Genomic DNA, 17,734 nt, shown 5'->3' with positions numbered 1-17,734 from the left:
AACGCGGAGCAGACGGTGCCCTACGATTTGCCGGAGAACGCGACCCAGAGCGGCATGAAAAGTCGTTCGAGCAAGGGCGGCACGCCGGCCAACTTCAATGAAATCCGCATGGAGGACAAGAAGGGGTTGGAGCAGTTGTATATCCATGCCGAGCGCAATCAGGACATCGTCGTCGAGGTGGATGAGAGCCATTCGGTGGGGCATGACCGCAACAAGAGTATTGGGCACAACGAGACGGTGACGATTGGCAACAACCGCCTGCGCATCGTCAAGCAGGAAGACATCCTCTCGGTGGGCCAGAGGAAGACCGACAGCATCAGCCAGAGCTACGTCATCGAAGTGGGCGAAAACCTACGCCTGGTCTGCGGCGAAAGCATCCTGGAGTTGAACGCCAGCGGGCAGATCAACCTCACCGGCGTGCAAATCAGCTTCTACGCCAGCGGCGATGCCGAGTTCAACACCGGCGGCGTGCTGCACCTGAACAATGGCGGCGGCCCCGGCGCGACGCCCGATGGCCAAGGCATAAAAGCCAGCATCGACGCCAACATCAAAGCCGCGTTCCCCGCGCCTAAAAGCTCCTGACGAGACCTGTCTTCCATGACGTACCGAATCAACGAATTCCAGTTCCAACTGCCGGCCGGCGAGCTGCAGGACGCGTCGATCAATATCCTCAAGTTCCCCGAGCTGGGCACTTCTCTGATCGTCAGCCGCAGCCTGCTCGCCGAAGGCGAAACCCTGCACAGCAATTTCGACGACCAACTCAAGCGCCTGGAAAAACAGGTGCAGGACTTGCGCTGCCAACCGAGCGTCACCGTGCGCTTGGGCGCCGCCCAAGAGGTGGAAGGTATCGAGCTGCGCAGCCAGTTCAACAAGGGCAATGACAAGGTGTTCCAGTATCAACTGGCGTTGGTGTTGCCAGGGACGCGCAAGATGCTCGCCTTGAGTTACGTCAAGGCAGACACGCTGGGGGATGCCGAGGCGGCGCATTGGGCTTTGATCAAAAACTCGCTGTCCTTCGACATGCCACAGTGACGACGCGCCTCAATGTCTGACGCACTGCTCTGGGCCGCACGGTTGGGGGATGGCTTGTCCCATACCTCAGTGATGGCCGACATCCTTGGCGGTGTGCTCGAGGTCGCGGCTAACGTGGCGATAACGGCGTTGGCCACGGCTGCGGTGGTGGCGGCGACCGGTATCACCGTTGCGACGGGGGGGCTGGGCGCGTGCGTGTTGGGTGCCGTCGTCGGCGTGGTTGTCGGCATCGCCATGAGCAAAACCGGTGCCGACAAAGGCTTGAGCACGATGTGCGAAGGCATCGGCAACGCGCTGTTCCCTCCCGCCGTCATGGCGACGATTGTCAGCGGCTCCACTGACACCCTGATCAACTCAACCCCCGCTGCACGGGCAGCCGGCACGGTGCCATCCCATGTCGCCCCCTCCGGCACCGAAGCCGAAGAACCACCGTCGAAGCCGGAACACAGCGAAGAGCCCAGCTACCTGGATATGGCCAAGGGGTTCTTTTCACAAATGTGGCGCCCTACCGTCGCCACCCCGGCCCCCGGCGCAGTCCCCAAACCGTTGGACCTGGTGACGTGCATGAAGCATCCTCCGATGCCGCCGCAGTTTCTCGCCGAGGGCTCGGAAAAAGTCACGATCAACGGTCAGCCCGCCGTGCGCAGCGGCGACCGTAGCACTTGCGACGCGACGGTGGTGTCGTCGGGGCTGATCTCGCCGAACGTGACCATCGGCGGTGGCTCAGTGGTGGTGCGCGAGATACGCAGCGGCAAAACACCGGGTGTAGGCCTCGCCGTTACCGCCTTGATGATGCTCAAAGGGGGCAAAGGCAAGTTCCTCAGCAACCTGCCTTGTATGCTGCTCGCAGGCGTCAATTCGTTTGTGGTCAGCCAGGCCATGGGCGCCCTGGCCAATGCGACCATGGGCTCGCCTAACCCTGTTCACGCCAGTACCGGAGCCAAGGTACTCGGCGGTTCCGAGGAATTGGATTTTGCCCTGCCTGGCATCATGCCCATCGACTGGCAACGTTTCTACAACAGCCGGGACGAGCGCCAGGATGGCTTGTTCGGTGCCGGCTGGAGCCTGTCCTATGAGGTCAGCGTCCACTTGCTGCGCCACCCGGAAGGCGGCGAACACCTGGTGTACGTCGACGAGCAAGGCCGACGCATCGACATGGGATCGATCCCCTTGGGCGGCGCCGTGTTCAGTGCTGGCGAGGGGCTCAGCGTCAGGCGCCACCTGGGCGGTCAGTTGCTGATCGAAAGTGCCGACGGTCTGTATCGGTTGTTCGACCCGGCGCCACAGAACGCTACCTTGCTGCGCCTTAGTCAATTAGGTGATCGCAACGACAACCGTATCTACCTGGATTATGACAACGACGGTCGCCTGCTGCGGCTTCGGGACACCTTTGACCTGGTCAAGGTTGAACTGGCATACGACGCAACCTGGCAGCGCCGCGTCAGCCAGATCGAGCGGCTTTACCCCGACCAGCGCCGCGAAGTGCTGATGCATTACAGCTACGACAGCCGTGGCGATCTGGCTTGTGTACGTCAATCCGACGGCCAGGTTAAACGTCGATTTGTCTACGATGCCGGGCAGCGTATGGTCGAGCATCAATTGCCCACCGGCTTGCGCTGTTTCTACCAGTGGGCCCTGGTGGAAGACCGTGAGTGGCGTGTGGTCCGGCACTGGACAGACGCCGGGGACACCTACGATTACCACTACGAACTGGACGCTGGCATCACCCGCATCACCGACGGGCTGGAGCGAATCAGCATCCGCCGATGGGATCAACAGCATCAGATCATCGAGTCTATCGATGTGCTCGGACGTACCTGGGCCTTCCAATGGAATGATGAAAGCCAACTGCTGGGCGCCACCGATCCCAACGGCGGGCACTACCAATTCAGCTACGACGAAGCCGGTAACCTGAGCGAGACGCTCGACCCCTTGGGGCGCAGCGAATCGACCTTGTGGCTGGAACATTGGGCACTACCGCTGGCAGAAACCGACGCCGCAGGCAATACCTGGCAATACCGTTACGACTCGCGCGGCAATTGCGTCAGCGAAACCGACGCTGCTGGGAACGTCACGGCCTATCGTCATGATGCCCACGGGCAAGTCGTGCAAATCACCGATGCCAGTGGCAAGAGCAAAACCCTGCGCTGGACGCCGCTCGGCCAGTTAAGCGAGCACACCGACTGTTCGGGAATGACCACTCGCTTGAGCTACTGCGAGCGCGGCCTGCTGCTGACCAGCACCGATGCACTGGGCGAGCGCACGGTGTTCAGCTATGACGATCAAGGCCGACTCACCCGCAAGCAATTGCCCGACGGCCGCAGCGAACACTATGAGCACGACGCCTGTGGTCAGGTCATCGGCTATCGCGACCCCGCTGGCAACACTACCTACTTCCAGCATGCCCTGAGTGGCCAGTTACATCAGCGCATTGACGCCCATGGCCGCCGCGTGACGTTGAACCATGATGCTTACGGCCGCCTGCAAAGCCTGACCAACGAGAACGGTGAACGCTACCGGTTCGACTGGGACGCCGGCGACCGGTTGACCCAGGAACACCGCCTGGACGGCAGTCTCAAGCGCTACGCCTACGACCCACTGGACAACGTCACGCAGGTAGAGACGATCGCAGTACACGGCACCGAGACAGCCATCATTCACGACCTGGAACGGGATGCCGCAGGTCGGCTGGTCGCCAAGAACACCCTGGATGGGCGCACCGAATATTGCTATGACGAGCTGGATCAAGTCACATCCATCACGTTCACCGGGCGTGACGGCCAACAGAGTCTGGGATTCGGTTATGACGTCCTCGGCCAACTGGTTCTCGAACACAGCGCCGCCGGCAGTTTGGAACACCGTTACAACGAGCTGGGCAATCTGGTTCAGACCCAGCTTCCTGACGGCCGTTGGCTCAACCGCCTGCGCTACGGCAGCGGGCATCTGCACCAGATCAATCTTGATGGCAGGGTCATCAGTGATTTCGAGCGTGATCGGTTTCACCGGGAAGTCCTGCGCACCCAGGGCCGTATCAGCACCCGCAGCGAGTACGACCGCAGCGGACGACTCCGCGCCCGTCAGCGTCGGCAACAGGACCAGTCGCTGCTGGTGCCAGCAACACAAACACGCTTTGGCTATGACGACAGCGACCAGTTGGTCGAGCGCTTTGTCAGCCACCCGGGCACGACACACCGCCAACTGCTGCACTACGATGCCACCGGTCGCATTCTCGCCAGCCAGGACAACCTTCTGGGTCAACGTGAAGCCTTCGCCTACGACCCGGCCGCCAATTTGCAAGATGGCCTCGGGCATGTGGCCCACAACCGGTTATTGACCTATCAGGACAAGCGTTACCGCTACGACGGTTTCGGCCGCATGGTCGAAAAATACAGCACCCAGCGCGGCACCCAACGCTTCAGCTATGACGCCGAGCAGCGGCTGGTGCAGGTGAACAACAACGACGGCTCCACGGTCAAAATGACCTACGACCCGCTGGGCCGACGGATCGCCAAAACATTGTTTGACCGTAACGGTGTCCAGCAGAGCCAGACGCTATTCACCTGGGACGCGATGCAGTTGTTGCAGGAGCGCTGCAACCAGCGGACCAGCCTCTATATCTATGCCGACGAGGGCTACGAACCCGTCGCACGCGTCGATGGCCTCGGGGCTCTGCAAAAGGTTCGCTACTATCACAACGACCCCAATGGCCTGCCCGAGCAGCTCACGGAAAGCGACGGCCATACGGTATGGAAGGCGCGTTATGAAGTCTGGGGCAATACCGTCGAGGAAACCCGCGAGCCCTATTACATCGAAGAACAGAACCTGCGCTTTCAGGGCCAGTACCTGGATCGAGAAACCGGGCTGCACTACAACACGCTGCGCTTTTACGATCCGCAGATCGGACGCTTCACGACGCCCGACCCTATCGGCCTGGCCGGCGGCCTTAACCTCTACCAGTACGCACCCAACCCCCTGAGCTGGATCGACCCGCTGGGCCTGATGAAGTGCTCAAGCCCACCCAAGGGGCGTAAGGTCAATCGCACGGTGTATCGATTCGAGGAGCCCGGACGCATCGGTACGACCTGGCAGGCACACAAGTGGAATGTGGAGTCCCGACACCGGTACACGGCCAGGGGACTGGGTGGCGTGTATGGCGCCAACTCGCGAAAGACCGCATTGGGCGAAGTCACCCACTGGGATGTCGACCTGTCCACACGGGTACTGGTCAGCAAAAAGGTGCAGCTAAACAACGTGCTGGACTTAACGCGCGCCGACGTGCGCAAACAGTTAGGCGTATCACTCAAAAGCATTACGGGTAACAAATACACCGAAACTCACCAGATCGGCAGCTGGGCAAAAGCCAATGGCTATGATGGGATTCTTGCCCCATCCGCGCGAAACCCGACCGGCAGTAACTTAATATCATTTGCAGGATTCTGATCATGCCACTTGAAGATGAATACCCCGGCGATGCCGACTGGCAAAGCATGGTAGCGCTGTACAAAGAAGACTATCTGGACGAAGACGCGCGCACCCTGGCGCAAGCATTGGCCGGCGACCTCGACGTGGCCGTTGTGCTGCGAGGCAAGCGAGGGCTCAAGGAAGGGCTGTGGTGGATCGAACGCAAAGTTCCCGCTCTCGACAATGTGCGGCCTGTCGACTGCCTTGAAGATCCGCGGCTGATCAAACGCCTGCGAACAGCCTTGATGAGCATGCCGTAACCAGACGAGGGAGCAACTGATTGACTATGGAAGGTCTCAAGAAAATCGCCACGGCCCTGGGCACCGCGTATGTCTGACGCACTCTGGGCCGCTCGCATGGGCGATGCACTGGCCCACACCTCGATGATGGCCGACATCCTCGGCGGTGTGCTGGAGGTGGCTGCCAATATCGCGATCACTGCGGTGGCGACTGCGGCCGTGGTTGCCGCCACTGGCATTACCGTCGCCACCGGCGGGCTTGGCTGCTTCCTGTTGGGCGCGGTGGTGGGCACGATTGTTGGCCTCGCCATGAGCAAGACCGGTGCAGACAAAGGCCTGACGAATTTATGCGATAGCTTCAGCAATGCCCTTTTCCCGCCCACGGTACAGGCGAATATTCTCACCGGCTCAACCGATACCCTGACTAACAACATCCCTGCCGCCCGGGCCGCCGGGGCGATCAGCTCTCATGTGGCGCCGGCAGGCACCGAACTGGAAGCACCCGAGCCGGAACCCGAGGCCAGTTATCTGGACATGGCCGAGAGTTTCTTCTCGCAGATGTGGCGCCCCACGGTTGCCACTCCGGCGCCAGGCGCCGTGCCAAAGCCGCTGGACCTGGTCGCGTGCATGAAGCATCCACCGATGCCGCCGCAGTTTCTCGCCGAAGGTTCGTCCAAGGTCACGATCAATGGCCAACCAGCGGTGCGCAGCGGCGACCGCAGTACGTGCGACGCCAGCGTGGTGTCTTCCGGGCTGATTTCACCCAACGTGACGATTGGCGGCGGCTCAGTGGTGGTGCGGGAAATCCGCAGCGGCAAGACACCCGGCGTCGGGCTCGCAGTCACGGCGTTGTTGATGCTCAAGGGCGGCAAGGGCAAGTTCTTCAGCAAGCTGCCGTGCATGCTGATCGGCGGCGCGACTTCGATGGCGGTCAGCAGTGCAATGGGCGCGATGGCCAACGCGGCCATGGGCTCGTCCAACCCGGTGCATGCGGCGACCGGCGCGAAAGTGCTGGGCGATGTCGAGGAGCTGGATTTCGTGCTGCCCGGCATCCTGCCAATCGACTGGCAACGCATCTACAACAGCCGCGACGAACGCCCCGGCAGTCTGTTCGGCGCGGGCTGGAGTGTCGCCTATGAGGTGTGCGTCGAGATCCGCCCTCATCCCGACGGCGGCGATACGCTGGTCTACACCGATGAGCAGGGCCGACCGATCGACATGGGCTCGATTGCCCTGGGCGGCGCGGTGTTCAGCGCCGGTGAAGGACTCTCCGTGCGGCGCCACCTCAACGGGCAATTGCTGATCGAAAGTGATGACGGCCTGTACCGGCTGTTCGAACCGACCCCGACCAATGCCGGCTTGCTCCGCCTGACTCAGCTCGGTGACCGCAACGACAACCGTATCCACGTCGACTATGACGCCGCCGGGCGCCTGGTGCGCCTGCACGATACTTTCGATCTGGTGCAAGTCGAACTGGTGCGCGAGCGTGAACGCGTCACTCATATCGAACGCATCTATCCCGATCAACGCCGCGAAGTGCTCGTCAGCTATACCTACGACACGGCGGGAAATCTGGCTGAGGTACGCGATACCACCGGCCAGGTGCAGCGGCGCTTCGCCTACGACGCCGGGCGCCGGATGGTGGAGCATCAGTTGCCCACCGGGTTGCGTTGCTTCTATGAATGGGCGCTGGTCGAAGACCTGGAATGGCGCGTGGTCCGGCACTGGACCGACGAGGGTGACGCCTACCAGTTCGACTATGACTTGAAAGCCGGCCTCACCCGCATTACGGACGGCTTGCAACGCGTCAGCAGCCGCCACTGGAATACCCAGCATCAGATCATTCAATACAGCGACAACCTCGGCCAGACCTGGTTGTTCGAGTGGAACGACGAACGCCAATTGCTCAGTGCCACTGATCCACAGGGTGGGCGCCACGCATACAGTTACGACGAGGCCGGCAACCTGATCGACGATTCCGACCCGCTGGGCCGCAGCGATTCGACGCTGTGGCTGGAACATTGGGCCTTACCGCTGGTGGAAACCGACGCCGCCGGCCACAGCTGGCAGTATCGCTACGACCCGCGCGGCAACTGCATCGCCGAAACCGATCCGCTGGGTCATATCACTCGCTATCGCTACGACGCCCATGGACAGGTCGTGGAAATCGTCGACGCCACGGGTAAACGCAAGAAGCTGCGGTGGAATTCGTTCGGGCAACTGGTCGAGCACATTGACTGCTCGGGTTACCCCACGCGCTTCAGCTATGACGAGCGAGGCTATTTGCAGGTCATCACCGACGCCCTCGGCGAACGCACTCAATTCAGCTATGACGCCAACGGGCGTTTGCTCAGCAGCCAACTGCCGGACGGACGCATTGAGCGCTATCAGCGCGATGTCAGCGGTCAGTTGGTGGGCTATACCGACCCCGCCGGGCACACCACGCTCTACCAGCACAACCGTCGCGGCCAGGTACGCCAGCGCACCGACGCCCATGGCCGGCAGGTGCAATTCGGCTATGACAGCTATGGGCGGCTGCAAGCGCTGGTCAACGAGAACGGCGAAAGCTATCGGTTCGCGTGGGATGCAGGGGATCGGCTGACCCAACAACAAGACCTCGACGGCAGCGCCAAGCGCTACACCTACGACCGGCTGGATAACATCACGGCAGTGACCGCCGTTGCGGCGCCTTATGGCAATGGCTTGGCGGTGGTTCCCGAGATGCCAGCGCCCCCCATCGTTCATCGGCTGGAGCGCGATGTGGTTGGCCGGTTGATTGCCAAGACCACCGACGATGGCCGCACCGACTACAGCTACGATGCGGTGGACCAGCTAACCGCCGTCACCTTCACCGACTTGCAGGGCAATACCCAGGCTCTTGGTTTCGCTTACGACGCCCTTGGCCAGTTGCTTGCCGAACAAAGTTCAGCGGGCAATCTGCACCATCACTACGACGAACTCGGCAACCTGATCCAAACCCAACTGCCCGACGGCCGCTGGCTCAATCGCCTGTACTACGGCAGCGGCCACCTGCACCAGATCAACCTCGACGGCCAGGTCATCAGCGACTTCGAACGCGACCGCCTGCACCGCGAAGTGCTGCGCACCCAAGGCCAACTCAGCACCCGTAGCGAATACGACCGCAGCGGTCGCCTGCGCGCACGCCAGCGCCGCCACGCCAGCCAGCCCTCGTTGATGCCGGCGGCCACACAAAAACACTTCGAGTACGACCCCGCCGACAACCTGATCGGCAAACTCGACCAGCAACCCGCAGCGCAACATCGCCAACTGCTGCACTACGACGCCACCGGCCGCATCATCGCCAGCCAGGACAACCTGCACGGCCAGCGCGAAACCTTCGCCTACGACGCGGCCGCCAACCTGCTCGACGGCCCGCAAACCTCTGGCGGCTTGGTGCGCCATAACCGATTGCTGACCTATCAGGACAAGCGTTACCGCTACGACGGCTTTGGCCGACTGATCGAAAAACGCAGCGCCAAACGCGGCGTGCAGCGCTTTGCCTACGACGCCGAAAGCCGGCTGATTGAAGTACGCAATGAAAACGGCAGCGTGCTCAGGATGACCTATGACCCGCTGGGCCGGCGTATTGAAAAAACCGAGCATGGCCGCGACGGCTATCCGCTGGGCGAAACCCGGTTCATGTGGGATGGCCTGCGGTTGTTGCAGGAGCATAAACACAGTCAGACGAGCCTGTATGTCTATGAAGACGAAGGCTACGAACCCTTGGCCCGAGTCGACGGCATCGGCCCGCTGCAGAAAATCCGCTACTACCACAACGATCTGAACGGGTTGCCGGAGCAACTGACCGAAGCAGATGGAGAAACGGTGTGGCGCGCGACGTATCGGGTGTGGGGCAACACACTGGAGGAGGTGCGCGAGCCTTATTACATTGAAGAGCAGAATTTGCGGTTTCAGGGGCAGTATCTGGACCGGGAGACGGGGCTGCATTTCAATACGTTTAGGTTTTATGATCCGGATGTGGGGCGGTTTACTACGCCGGATCCGATTGGGTTGACGGGGGGAATCAACCTCTACAAATACGCACAAAATCCCATCTCTTGGATTGACCCATGGGGACTTCTTAATCTCAACACCAACGGCGCTGCAGGTAATTTCGGTGTGTACGAAATTCGAATAGACGGTGAGCTGTACAAGTACGGCAAGGCCGATATGAACCGTGTAACAAAATCCAGCGGCAACCCGACCAGACTTCACCAACAAGTAGAAAAATTAGAACGGCTGAATCCTGGTAAAACGATTAAGGGTACCGTTCTAGAAAGCGGCATAAGCACGACCCAGGCGGCCAAGACCATCGAAACTGCCAAATTGGATGCACATTACAAAAAAACTGGCGGACTGATTCCTGAAGGAAACAAAAAGAGCTATAAAGGCCCTAAATCGCTATGTGGCAAATAAGAGAGGATAAATAATGCGCAACCCATACCCTATCGCCATAAGCGGACTTTTCCCAGATCCCGCTGCTGTTTTTTATGTATCGCACCATGTTAGCCGAATTATTCGAGAACAACTCGAACGCCAGATAATAAACACCGAAGTGTTCGATAAAAAATATGGTGACAATTATTGGCTGAGCCTGAGGGACTCAAGCGTGTCTGGGCTACTGGACCTAAATGTTACAGGCCCTGAGGTATCTAAGAGAAATAAAGCAGTGAGCTACTCCTTGAGAATGCCCAGCCAACCTATCAACAAAGACCCTACAGGCTATGAAAAATACCTTGAGTACCACGAAAAAGGTGTAAAAGAGGTCTTTGATGCATTAAAGATCCAGATGTCGGAGCCAATCGATAGCATTTATAACGCTATACGTAAGGAAGTGCGAAAATTGCCTCCGGACAAACTTAAGAATCCGGAATAAACATCGACGAACTTCAACCATATCACATGAGGCAAACTTATTTAAAATCACAGATCAAATAAATACCCCGCTTAATAAACCCAGGACTAACAGCAAGGTTCTATATTGATATATGGCAGGAACCCATCCTATTGGCTCAATTAAAATCGCACGTCGCCAGATCTACGATGAGACTTTTGAATTGGAGGCGCAGCAGCGGAAATTTTCCGTTTGTTGCCAAAGACAGCCACGGCAAACCACATATATTTGAAGTGAAGCGCGGTGCTGGGAAGTTGACCCCAGACACAGGGCCTGGCAGGTAACGTATCAGATATGGGGTAACACGCTAGATAGAGGTGCGCGAGCCTTATTACATTGAAGAGCAGAATTTGCGGTTTCAGGGGCAGTATCTGGACCGGGAGACGGGGCTGCATTTCAATACGTTTAGGTTTTATGATCCGGATGTGGGGCGGTTTACGACGCCGGATCCGATTGGGTTGGAAGGTGGCCTCAATCTTTACCAATACGCGCCAAACCCAATTGGATGGGCCGATCCATGGGGCTGGGCGTATGCAGGGGTGGACTTTACTGGCAGCAGTGACCTGTATCCGATAAAAGGCTCACACAGAAGTATCGTGACGATCAAGATGCAAGGCTCTAAATCGCGCGACTTTACTCAAGCCTACAAAGAACCAGGTATTCCTAGAAGCGCCAAGAAACACTATACCTGGCACCAGGTTGATGACTTCGACGCAAAATCCGGCAATACAACAATGCAGCTTGTCAGAAAGTCTGCCTATGAGGCTACGTACCCACATGGCGGTTCAGTTGCACAGTATGAAAAACACTTCAAAATTAAAGGGCGGACTTGCCTAAACAAATCCGCCACTCTCCACTCTTGAATCAAGAGTCTATCAAAACTACGTTACATCCGATTCTACAAGCGTTATCAATCTTTTAATCATTCTGTTCATGTGCTTGTGGCGCAGTTCAATCGCATCCATACGAGACTTGTCAGTCGGTGCGTCCGACGACTTCGGCGCTTCATACGGCTTATAAACAAGGTCGTATCGTGTACCCAGGTCTTGCAGCTGGGCTTCTATGCCATCCATGGTTTTTTCTTGATTGGTCAAGCGCCCGGCTGTGTCTTTTGGTGCATCCGATTTTTTACTAACCGCATTAGCCTCAGATCCTTCGTTAATGGAAAGGATCTGGTTGACCATCAACTCTGTTTTTATTTCACTGTCTTCGAGGCGCGCGTCTATTTTTTGCTTTTCTGTTGCTGCCGGGTCTACGGTCGTGGTCGTGCCGTCCGCGTTCTTTTTTGCCGCGCCTGGCATTGCAGCTTGCGCTTCGATTCTATCGATGATGGCTTTGGAAGCCAAATGTTCCCCCACATTCAAGGGGATATTCACCAGTAAATTTACCCCCCCACTGATAAGTGAGTTGCGCGCGCTGGACGCCAGTTCAGAAGAGAGCGGCGGGAACCCATTTTTATCGTGTAGATCGTTAATATTTTGCGTGGTCTTTAAAGAATCCTTAATACCAGGTGACGCGGCTTTGGGGTTTGGCAGAGGATGGGAGCCTCCTTGTTTATTTGACCGAGGATTGGAGCCCCCTGATCCATTTGCGTGAGAATTCGGACCTCCTTGCCCATTTGGCGGAGGATTCGAACCTCCTTGTCCATTTGGCAGAGGATTCGAACCTCCTTGTCCATTTGGCAGAGGATTCGAACCTCCTTGTCCATTTGGCAGAGGATTCGAACCTCCTTGTCCATTTGGCAGAGGATTCGAACCTGGATTCGGTCCACTTCCGGAACCTCCATGTCCACTTGACCCTCCCCCCCTGCGTCCTCCGCCAGCCTTAGTAGCGCCACTTAACTCAGAAGCACCTATTTTCTCATTACTCGCCGTGGGATATTCAATACCCCCTCCGTTACCCGCATTCGAACCATATACAATCTTCGAGGAGTCAGCCGTTTGCTGCCCATTACCCGACGTCAACGGAACTGAGTTTCCTGGCACAGTTGGCTGAGGTGATGGAGTAATTGGAGGAATATAAGTTAGATCAGTGAGTTTCATTGAGACACCTCTTTAAAATAGTCTTGAGCGCGTCCCTGCAATCTCGACTAATAGGTGGCGCCTCATACCCATTAAGTTCCAGTGCGTAAGTAATCGTCCTTTACAAACAATAAAAAACTCTGCCCCGCTAATATTAATAACTGTATAAGCCGTGAGCCCCCTCCTTGCGCCTCGATTGCTTTTCCACACGCACAAAAAATGGGCACCCGACCCAGTCGGCGTGCCCACTTTTTCTACCTCCCCGCCCCCTTCGAGACGATACCGCTATTACGGGTTGACGCTGTCTTTGAGCGACTTGCCCGGCTTGAACGCAACGGTATTGCTGGCCTTGATTTTCACAGGCTCACCGGTTTGCGGGTTTTTGCCGGTGCGGGCGCCGCGGTGGCGTTGCAGGAAGGTGCCGAAGCCAACCAGGGTGACGCTGTCCTTGCGGTGCAGGGCGCCGGTGATTTCTTCGAGAACGGCGTTGAGGACGCGATTCGCCTGTTCTTTGGTGAGGTCCGCTTTTTCAGCGATGGCGGCTGCGAGTTCTGGTTTACGCATAAGTGAAGCCTCTTTGACGGTTTTTTGTTGTTATGTCCGTGCTGCTCTCTAATGGAGCAGCGCCCAAGGCGCCGCAGGCTCTACTCTGCGGCAGACGGGAGTGAGGATGGCATGCCCTCGGACGCCGCGCCAGTCTCGTGGCGACCTTTCTAGGGTGAAAAATAGGGTTATTCCGACAGAACGACCAGTATTTACGCCAGCAGCGGCGGAAGTTCTTTGTTCAACGCCAGTTTTTCCATCACGGCGCTGCCGGTCAGCGCGTAGCCCAGCAGGCGGCCGCTGGCATCGCGGCACAGGGCCTTGATGTCAGCGCCCTGCCCTTCGACGCTCCATACGCCTTCGGCGCCCCGTGGCGGTGGCGAAACCACCAGCGGGCAGACCGGGGTTTTCACGGTGACCGGCATCGGCCCGTAGCTGACGGCCGTGGCGTTGCCCGCCAGCGTCTGGGCCAAGGCGCGGGCGCAGCTCATCAGCGGCATGACGTACAGCAGGTTCAGGCCATCGACCTCGGCGCAGTCGCCCAGGGCATAGATGTTGGCGTGGGAGGTCTTGAGGTGGCGGTCGACCACGATCCCACGGTTGACCTGCAAGCCGGCAGCCGCGGCCAGGTCGACACGCGGGCGCAGGCCGATGGCCGAGACCACCAGGTCGCACTGGATCACTTCACCGTCCGACAGGTGCGCTTCCAGACCTTCGGCGCTGCGTTGCAGGCGGTTGAGCACCGGGCCCAGGTGGAAGCGCGCCCCAAGGCCTTCCAGCCCGGCTTGTACCGCTGCGGCCGCCGCTGGGTGCAGCAGGGTCGGCATGACTTGCTCGCACGGTGCCACCAGGTCGATTTCGTAGCCGCCGAGGATCAGGTCGTTGGCGAATTCGCAGCCGATCAGGCCGGCGCCAAGCAGCAGCACGCGGCGTTTACCGACGGCTGCCGCGCGAAAGCGGGCGTAGTCTTCAAGATCGTTGATCGGGAAAATCAGCTCCGCGGCGTCGCCTTCGACCGGCACGCGCACGGTTTCCGCGCCCCAGGCCAGGACCAGGTCGCGGTAAGTCACCGCTTCTTCGCCGATCCACAAGCGCTTGTGGCCCGGGTCAATACCGGTGATACGGGTATGAGTGCGTACCTCGGCCTTGAGTTGCTCGGCCATGGCACCGGGTTCAGCCATGCTCAGGCCATCGGCTTCCTTGTTCTTGGCAAAGCCGGTGGAGAGCATGGGCTTGGAGTAGGAGCGCCCATCATCCGCGGTGATCAGCAACAACGGGGTATCGCTGTCGAGCTTGCGAAACTCGCGGGCCACGTTGTAACCGGCGAGCCCTGTGCCGATGATCACGACAGGTGCGTTCATTCCTTTCTCCTTGTAGTACGTTTCTTAAATTCGCGATTACGCGATTTCAATCATTTCGAAATCCACTTTGCCCACGCCGCAGTCCGGGCACAGCCAGTCTTCCGGAACGTCCTCCCACAGGGTACCCGGAGCGATTCCGTCGTCCGGCCAGCCGTCTTTCTCGTCATAGATCAGGCCGCAGACTATGCATTGCCACTTCTTCATTTACTTGCTTCCTCAGGGTCCAGGCAGGTTGGCCGACGGTCGATAGATCCCGCGTTGCCGTGCGGCTCAGCGCGTTTTGTACTGATCGGGGCCTGCAGATGCAAGTACGATCGACACAAGGCACCGGTTCAGCCCGGCAAAAGAGCCGGACGCCATGGTAAGCTCGCCGCCTCTTTTGCTGCCAATATTGACGCACCGTGCCGCACTCAATCGCCCTTCCCGATGCTTGCCAATGGCTGACCCAGAGCCTTCTGAGCCCCCTGCCCGCGCCGTTGACCCTTGACTGGCTGTTCGACGAGGGCTCGCTGACGCGGCGCCTGACGGGGCTGTCCAGCGACAGTTTCAGCGTGACGCCGCTGTGCGAAGGCTGGCAGCCGTTGCGCGACGATGAGTGCGCGGCGCTTGACCTGCCCCAGGCCAGCATCGGTTGGGTGCGCGAGGTGTATTTGCGCGGGCATGGCCAGCCGTGGGTGTTTGCCCGCAGCGTGGCGTCGCGCAGTGCGTTGCAAGGCGACGGGTTGCATATGGACGAGCTGGGGAGCCGCTCCCTGGGCGAGCTGCTGTTCTGCGACCGCGCCTTCACGCGCCGGGCGATCGAGGTCTGCCATTACCCGCGCCCATGGCTGCCCCCCGCGGATCAGCTCGACGGGCTGTGGGCGCGCCGCTCGCGGTTCGATCGCGGGGCGCTGAGCGTGCTGGTCGCCGAAATCTTCCTGCCGAGCCTGTGGCACGCGGTGCATGACCACCCGGAGAACCGCTGATGTATCAACGCCTGCTCAAATCCTTGAACCGTCTGAACCCCAGGGCCTGGGATTTCATTCAGTTGACGCGCATGGACAAACCCATCGGCATCTACCTGCTGCTGTGGCCGACGCTGTGGGCGCTGTGGATCGCCGGCAAGGGCTCGCCGTCCTTGATCAATATCCTGATTTTCGTGCTCGGCGTGGTGCTCACTCGCGCCGGCGGTTGCGTGATCAACGACTGGGCCGACCGCAAGGTCGACGGCCACGTGAAGCGCACCGAGCAACGCCCACTGGTCAGCGGCAAGATCAGCTCGAAAGAGGCGCTGGTGTTTTTCGCGCTGCTGATGGGCATCAGCTTCCTGCTGGTGCTGCTGACCAACGCGACGACCATCCTGCTGTCCCTCGGCGGCCTGGCGCTGGCGGCGAGCTATCCGTTCATGAAGCGCTACACCTATTACCCGCAAGTGGTGCTGGGCGCGGCGTTTTCCTGGGGCATGCCGATGGCGTTCACCGCCGAAACCGGCAACCTGCCTGCCGCCGCGTGGCTGCTGTACATCGCCAATGTGCTGTGGACGGTGGGCTACGACACCTATTACGCCATGACCGACCGCGACGACGATTTGAAGATCGGCGTGAAATCCACCGCCATCCTGTTTGGCGACGCCGACCGGGCGATCATTCTGACCCTGCAAGGCCTGGCGCTGGCGTGCCTGTTGCTGGCCGGCGCGCGGTTCGAGCTGGGCGGCTGGTTCCACCTGGGGTTGCTGGCGGCGGCGGGCTGTTTTGCCTGGGAATTCTGGTACACCCGGGACAGGGACCGGATGAAGTGCTTCAAGGCGTTTTTGCACAACCACTGGGCCGGGTTGGCGATCTTTGTCGGGATTGTCGCGGATTACGGGTTTCGATGAGGGGCCAGGCCCCTCATCGCGAGGGCCCAACTAAGGCTTGGCGACTTTCCAGGCCCCGTCCATCTTGCCTTCACCGGTCATGTCGCCGGCCTTCTTGTCCATGACGAAGGTGTAGAGCGGCTTGCCGCTGTAGGCCCACTGACTCTTCTGGTCGTCACGGGTGATCACGGTCCATTTGCCCATGGGCTTGTCGGTGGACGCCGCCGTCAATGGCGGCCAGTTGGCGGCGCACTTATCGTTGCACATGGATTTGCCATTGGCGTCCTTGGCGAAGGTATAGAGCGTCATGCCGTTGTGATCGACCAGTATCCCGTCTTTGGTCGTCGCGGGGTCCGCCGCGAATGCCAGGGTCGGCAGCGTCAACGCCGCCGTGACCAGCAGGGCCTTCCAGGAAAAAGTACTGTAAGTCATCGGAACCTTCCTTTTGTGGTTGTCAGGATTCGGACCCAAAGCGTAGTCCACGCAGGCGGGAATTGCGCGAGCAGCTAAATTACTGTCACACGACTGCAATAATTCCGTTATCTAATGCGGCGCAAGACAGTTAAATGACAAGAGGATTTTAGGCATGGTTGGCAGGAGCATTCTGATCGTCGACGACGAAGCGCCCATTCGCGAGATGATCGCCGTCGCGTTGGAAATGGCCGGCTATGACTGCCTGGAAGCGGAGAACTCGCAGCAGGCCCATGCCATTATCGTCGACCGCAAACCGGACCTGATTCTGCTCGACTGGATGCTGCCCGGCACCTCCGGCATCGAACTGGCGCGGCGCCTCAAGCGTGACGAGCTGACCGGCGACATCCCGATCATCATGCTCACGGCCAAGGGCGAAGAAGACAACAAGATCCAGGGCCTGGAAGTCGGCGCCGATGACTACATCACCAAGCCGTTTTCCCCACGGGAACTGGTCGCACGCCTGAAAGCCGTACTGCGCCGCGCCGGCCCGACCGATGGCGAAGCACCGATCGAAGTCGGCGGCCTGTTGCTGGACCCGATCAGCCACCGCGTGACCATCGATGGCAAGCCCGCCGAGATGGGCCCGACCGAATACCGTCTGCTGCAGTTCTTCATGACCCACCAGGAACGCGCCTACACCCGCGGCCAGTTGCTGGACCAAGTGTGGGGCGGCAATGTGTACGTGGAAGAGCGCACCGTGGACGTGCATATCCGTCGCCTGCGCAAAGCCCTGGGCGATGCCTACGAGAATCTGGTACAAACCGTGCGCGGCACCGGCTATCGGTTTTCCACCAAGGGCTGAGCCAGCCGGTTTCTGAACGCAAGAGCCTGACTTAACAGCTGACAAGGACGCA

Annotated in this window: 15 protein-coding genes and 1 pseudogene; 11 read left to right on the top strand and 5 right to left on the bottom strand. The window is 59.4% G+C overall.

The window, feature by feature from the left end; translation table 11 throughout:
- From TU80_RS20130 to TU80_RS34030, 8 genes and pseudogenes are all read left to right on the top strand, one after another.
- A partial coding sequence (locus tag TU80_RS20130; protein ID WP_420902705.1) for a bacteriophage T4 gp5 trimerization domain-containing protein occupies positions 1-582 on the top strand: 582 nt, incomplete at its 5' end.
- A 15-nt stretch (positions 583-597) separates the two neighbouring features.
- Positions 598-1,032 (top strand): DcrB-related protein, encoded by a 435-nt coding sequence (locus tag TU80_RS20125; protein ID WP_057005223.1) that lies wholly within the window; start codon positions 598-600, stop codon positions 1,030-1,032.
- 12 nt (positions 1,033-1,044) lie between these two features.
- Positions 1,045-5,472, top strand: a complete 4,428-nt coding sequence (locus TU80_RS20120; protein WP_057005222.1) for an RHS repeat-associated core domain-containing protein — start codon at positions 1,045-1,047, stop codon at positions 5,470-5,472.
- 2 nt (positions 5,473-5,474) lie between these two features.
- Entirely contained in the window at positions 5,475-5,753 is a 279-nt protein-coding gene (locus TU80_RS20115) for a hypothetical protein (RefSeq protein WP_057005221.1), read from the top strand.
- Positions 5,754-5,822: 69 nt separating this feature from the next.
- Positions 5,823-10,169, top strand: coding sequence for an RHS repeat-associated core domain-containing protein (locus TU80_RS20110; protein WP_082643877.1), 4,347 nt, complete (start codon positions 5,823-5,825; stop codon positions 10,167-10,169).
- A gap of 13 nt (positions 10,170-10,182) precedes the next feature.
- Positions 10,183-10,629 carry a hypothetical protein gene (locus TU80_RS20105; protein WP_057005220.1) on the top strand — a complete coding sequence of 149 codons (447 nt, stop codon included), beginning with the start codon at positions 10,183-10,185 and terminating at the stop codon, positions 10,627-10,629.
- 283 nt (positions 10,630-10,912) lie between these two features.
- Positions 10,913-11,177: pseudogene (locus tag TU80_RS34035) on the top strand (RHS repeat-associated core domain-containing protein); the annotation flags it as partial.
- Between the two features lie 78 nt (positions 11,178-11,255).
- Positions 11,256-11,510 carry an HNH endonuclease gene (locus TU80_RS34030; protein ID WP_428839093.1) on the top strand — a complete coding sequence of 85 codons (255 nt, stop codon included), beginning with the start codon at positions 11,256-11,258 and terminating at the stop codon, positions 11,508-11,510.
- An 18-nt stretch (positions 11,511-11,528) separates the two neighbouring features.
- On the opposite strand, the gene TU80_RS20095 is transcribed toward TU80_RS34030, so the two are convergent.
- The 4 genes from TU80_RS20095 to TU80_RS20075 all read right to left on the bottom strand — a co-directional run bounded on the left by TU80_RS20095 (position 11,529) and on the right by TU80_RS20075 (position 14,776).
- Positions 11,529-12,023 (bottom strand): type III secretion effector protein, encoded by a 495-nt coding sequence (locus TU80_RS20095; protein ID WP_231589857.1) that lies wholly within the window; start codon positions 12,021-12,023, stop codon positions 11,529-11,531.
- A gap of 933 nt (positions 12,024-12,956) precedes the next feature.
- On the bottom strand, positions 12,957-13,232 hold the full coding sequence (locus tag TU80_RS20085) for an HU family DNA-binding protein (protein WP_003213368.1): 276 nt from the start codon (positions 13,230-13,232) through the stop codon (positions 12,957-12,959).
- Positions 13,233-13,423: 191 nt separating this feature from the next.
- Entirely contained in the window at positions 13,424-14,572 is a 1,149-nt protein-coding gene (locus TU80_RS20080; RefSeq protein ID WP_057005217.1) for an NAD(P)/FAD-dependent oxidoreductase, read from the bottom strand.
- Positions 14,573-14,608: 36 nt separating this feature from the next.
- The gene (locus tag TU80_RS20075; protein WP_046381624.1) at positions 14,609-14,776 is read right to left on the bottom strand and encodes a rubredoxin; all 168 of its coding nucleotides are present in this window, start codon (positions 14,774-14,776) and stop codon (positions 14,609-14,611) included.
- A gap of 197 nt (positions 14,777-14,973) precedes the next feature.
- On the opposite strand from TU80_RS20075, the gene TU80_RS20070 reads away from it, so the two are divergent.
- On the top strand, positions 14,974-15,537 hold the full coding sequence (locus TU80_RS20070) for a chorismate lyase (protein ID WP_017849993.1): 564 nt from the start codon (positions 14,974-14,976) through the stop codon (positions 15,535-15,537).
- Positions 15,537-16,427, top strand: coding sequence for a 4-hydroxybenzoate octaprenyltransferase (ubiA, locus tag TU80_RS20065; RefSeq protein WP_046485965.1), 891 nt, complete (start codon positions 15,537-15,539; stop codon positions 16,425-16,427). Before TU80_RS20070 ends, ubiA begins: the two co-directional genes overlap by 1 nt.
- 30 nt (positions 16,428-16,457) lie before the next feature.
- Here ubiA and TU80_RS20060 read toward each other — a convergent pair whose 3' ends face one another.
- On the bottom strand, positions 16,458-16,838 hold the full coding sequence (locus tag TU80_RS20060) for a COG4315 family predicted lipoprotein (RefSeq protein WP_046381623.1): 381 nt from the start codon (positions 16,836-16,838) through the stop codon (positions 16,458-16,460).
- A 154-nt stretch (positions 16,839-16,992) separates the two neighbouring features.
- Here TU80_RS20060 and phoB point away from each other — a divergent pair, with 154 nt between their 5' ends.
- Entirely contained in the window at positions 16,993-17,682 is a 690-nt protein-coding gene (phoB, locus tag TU80_RS20055; protein ID WP_003176964.1) for a phosphate regulon transcriptional regulator PhoB, read from the top strand.
- Positions 17,683-17,734 lie beyond the last annotated feature (52 nt).

Origin of the sequence: Pseudomonas veronii (assembly GCF_001439695.1) — a bacterium.
In the GTDB taxonomy this organism is placed as follows: Bacteria; Pseudomonadota; Gammaproteobacteria; order Pseudomonadales; family Pseudomonadaceae; genus Aquipseudomonas; species Aquipseudomonas veronii.
Note: the sequence above shows the minus strand (reverse complement) of the source record. Positions and strands in the feature narration are given on the sequence as shown.

Coding starts and splice junctions, on each gene's coding strand:
- TU80_RS20125 (WP_057005223.1), top strand. CDS start 598: ATGACGTACCGAATCAACGAATTCCAGTTCCAACTGCCGGCCGGCGAG.
- TU80_RS20120 (WP_057005222.1), top strand. CDS start 1,045: ATGTCTGACGCACTGCTCTGGGCCGCACGGTTGGGGGATGGCTTGTCC.
- TU80_RS20115 (WP_057005221.1), top strand. CDS start 5,475: ATGCCACTTGAAGATGAATACCCCGGCGATGCCGACTGGCAAAGCATG.
- TU80_RS20110 (WP_082643877.1), top strand. CDS start 5,823: ATGTCTGACGCACTCTGGGCCGCTCGCATGGGCGATGCACTGGCCCAC.
- TU80_RS20105 (WP_057005220.1), top strand. CDS start 10,183: ATGCGCAACCCATACCCTATCGCCATAAGCGGACTTTTCCCAGATCCC.
- TU80_RS34030 (WP_428839093.1), top strand. CDS start 11,256: ATGCAAGGCTCTAAATCGCGCGACTTTACTCAAGCCTACAAAGAACCA.
- TU80_RS20085 (WP_003213368.1), bottom strand. CDS start 13,232: ATGCGTAAACCAGAACTCGCAGCCGCCATCGCTGAAAAAGCGGACCTC.
- TU80_RS20080 (WP_057005217.1), bottom strand. CDS start 14,572: ATGAACGCACCTGTCGTGATCATCGGCACAGGGCTCGCCGGTTACAAC.
- TU80_RS20075 (WP_046381624.1), bottom strand. CDS start 14,776: ATGAAGAAGTGGCAATGCATAGTCTGCGGCCTGATCTATGACGAGAAA.
- ubiA (WP_046485965.1), top strand. CDS start 15,537: ATGTATCAACGCCTGCTCAAATCCTTGAACCGTCTGAACCCCAGGGCC.
- TU80_RS20060 (WP_046381623.1), bottom strand. CDS start 16,838: ATGACTTACAGTACTTTTTCCTGGAAGGCCCTGCTGGTCACGGCGGCG.
- phoB (WP_003176964.1), top strand. CDS start 16,993: ATGGTTGGCAGGAGCATTCTGATCGTCGACGACGAAGCGCCCATTCGC.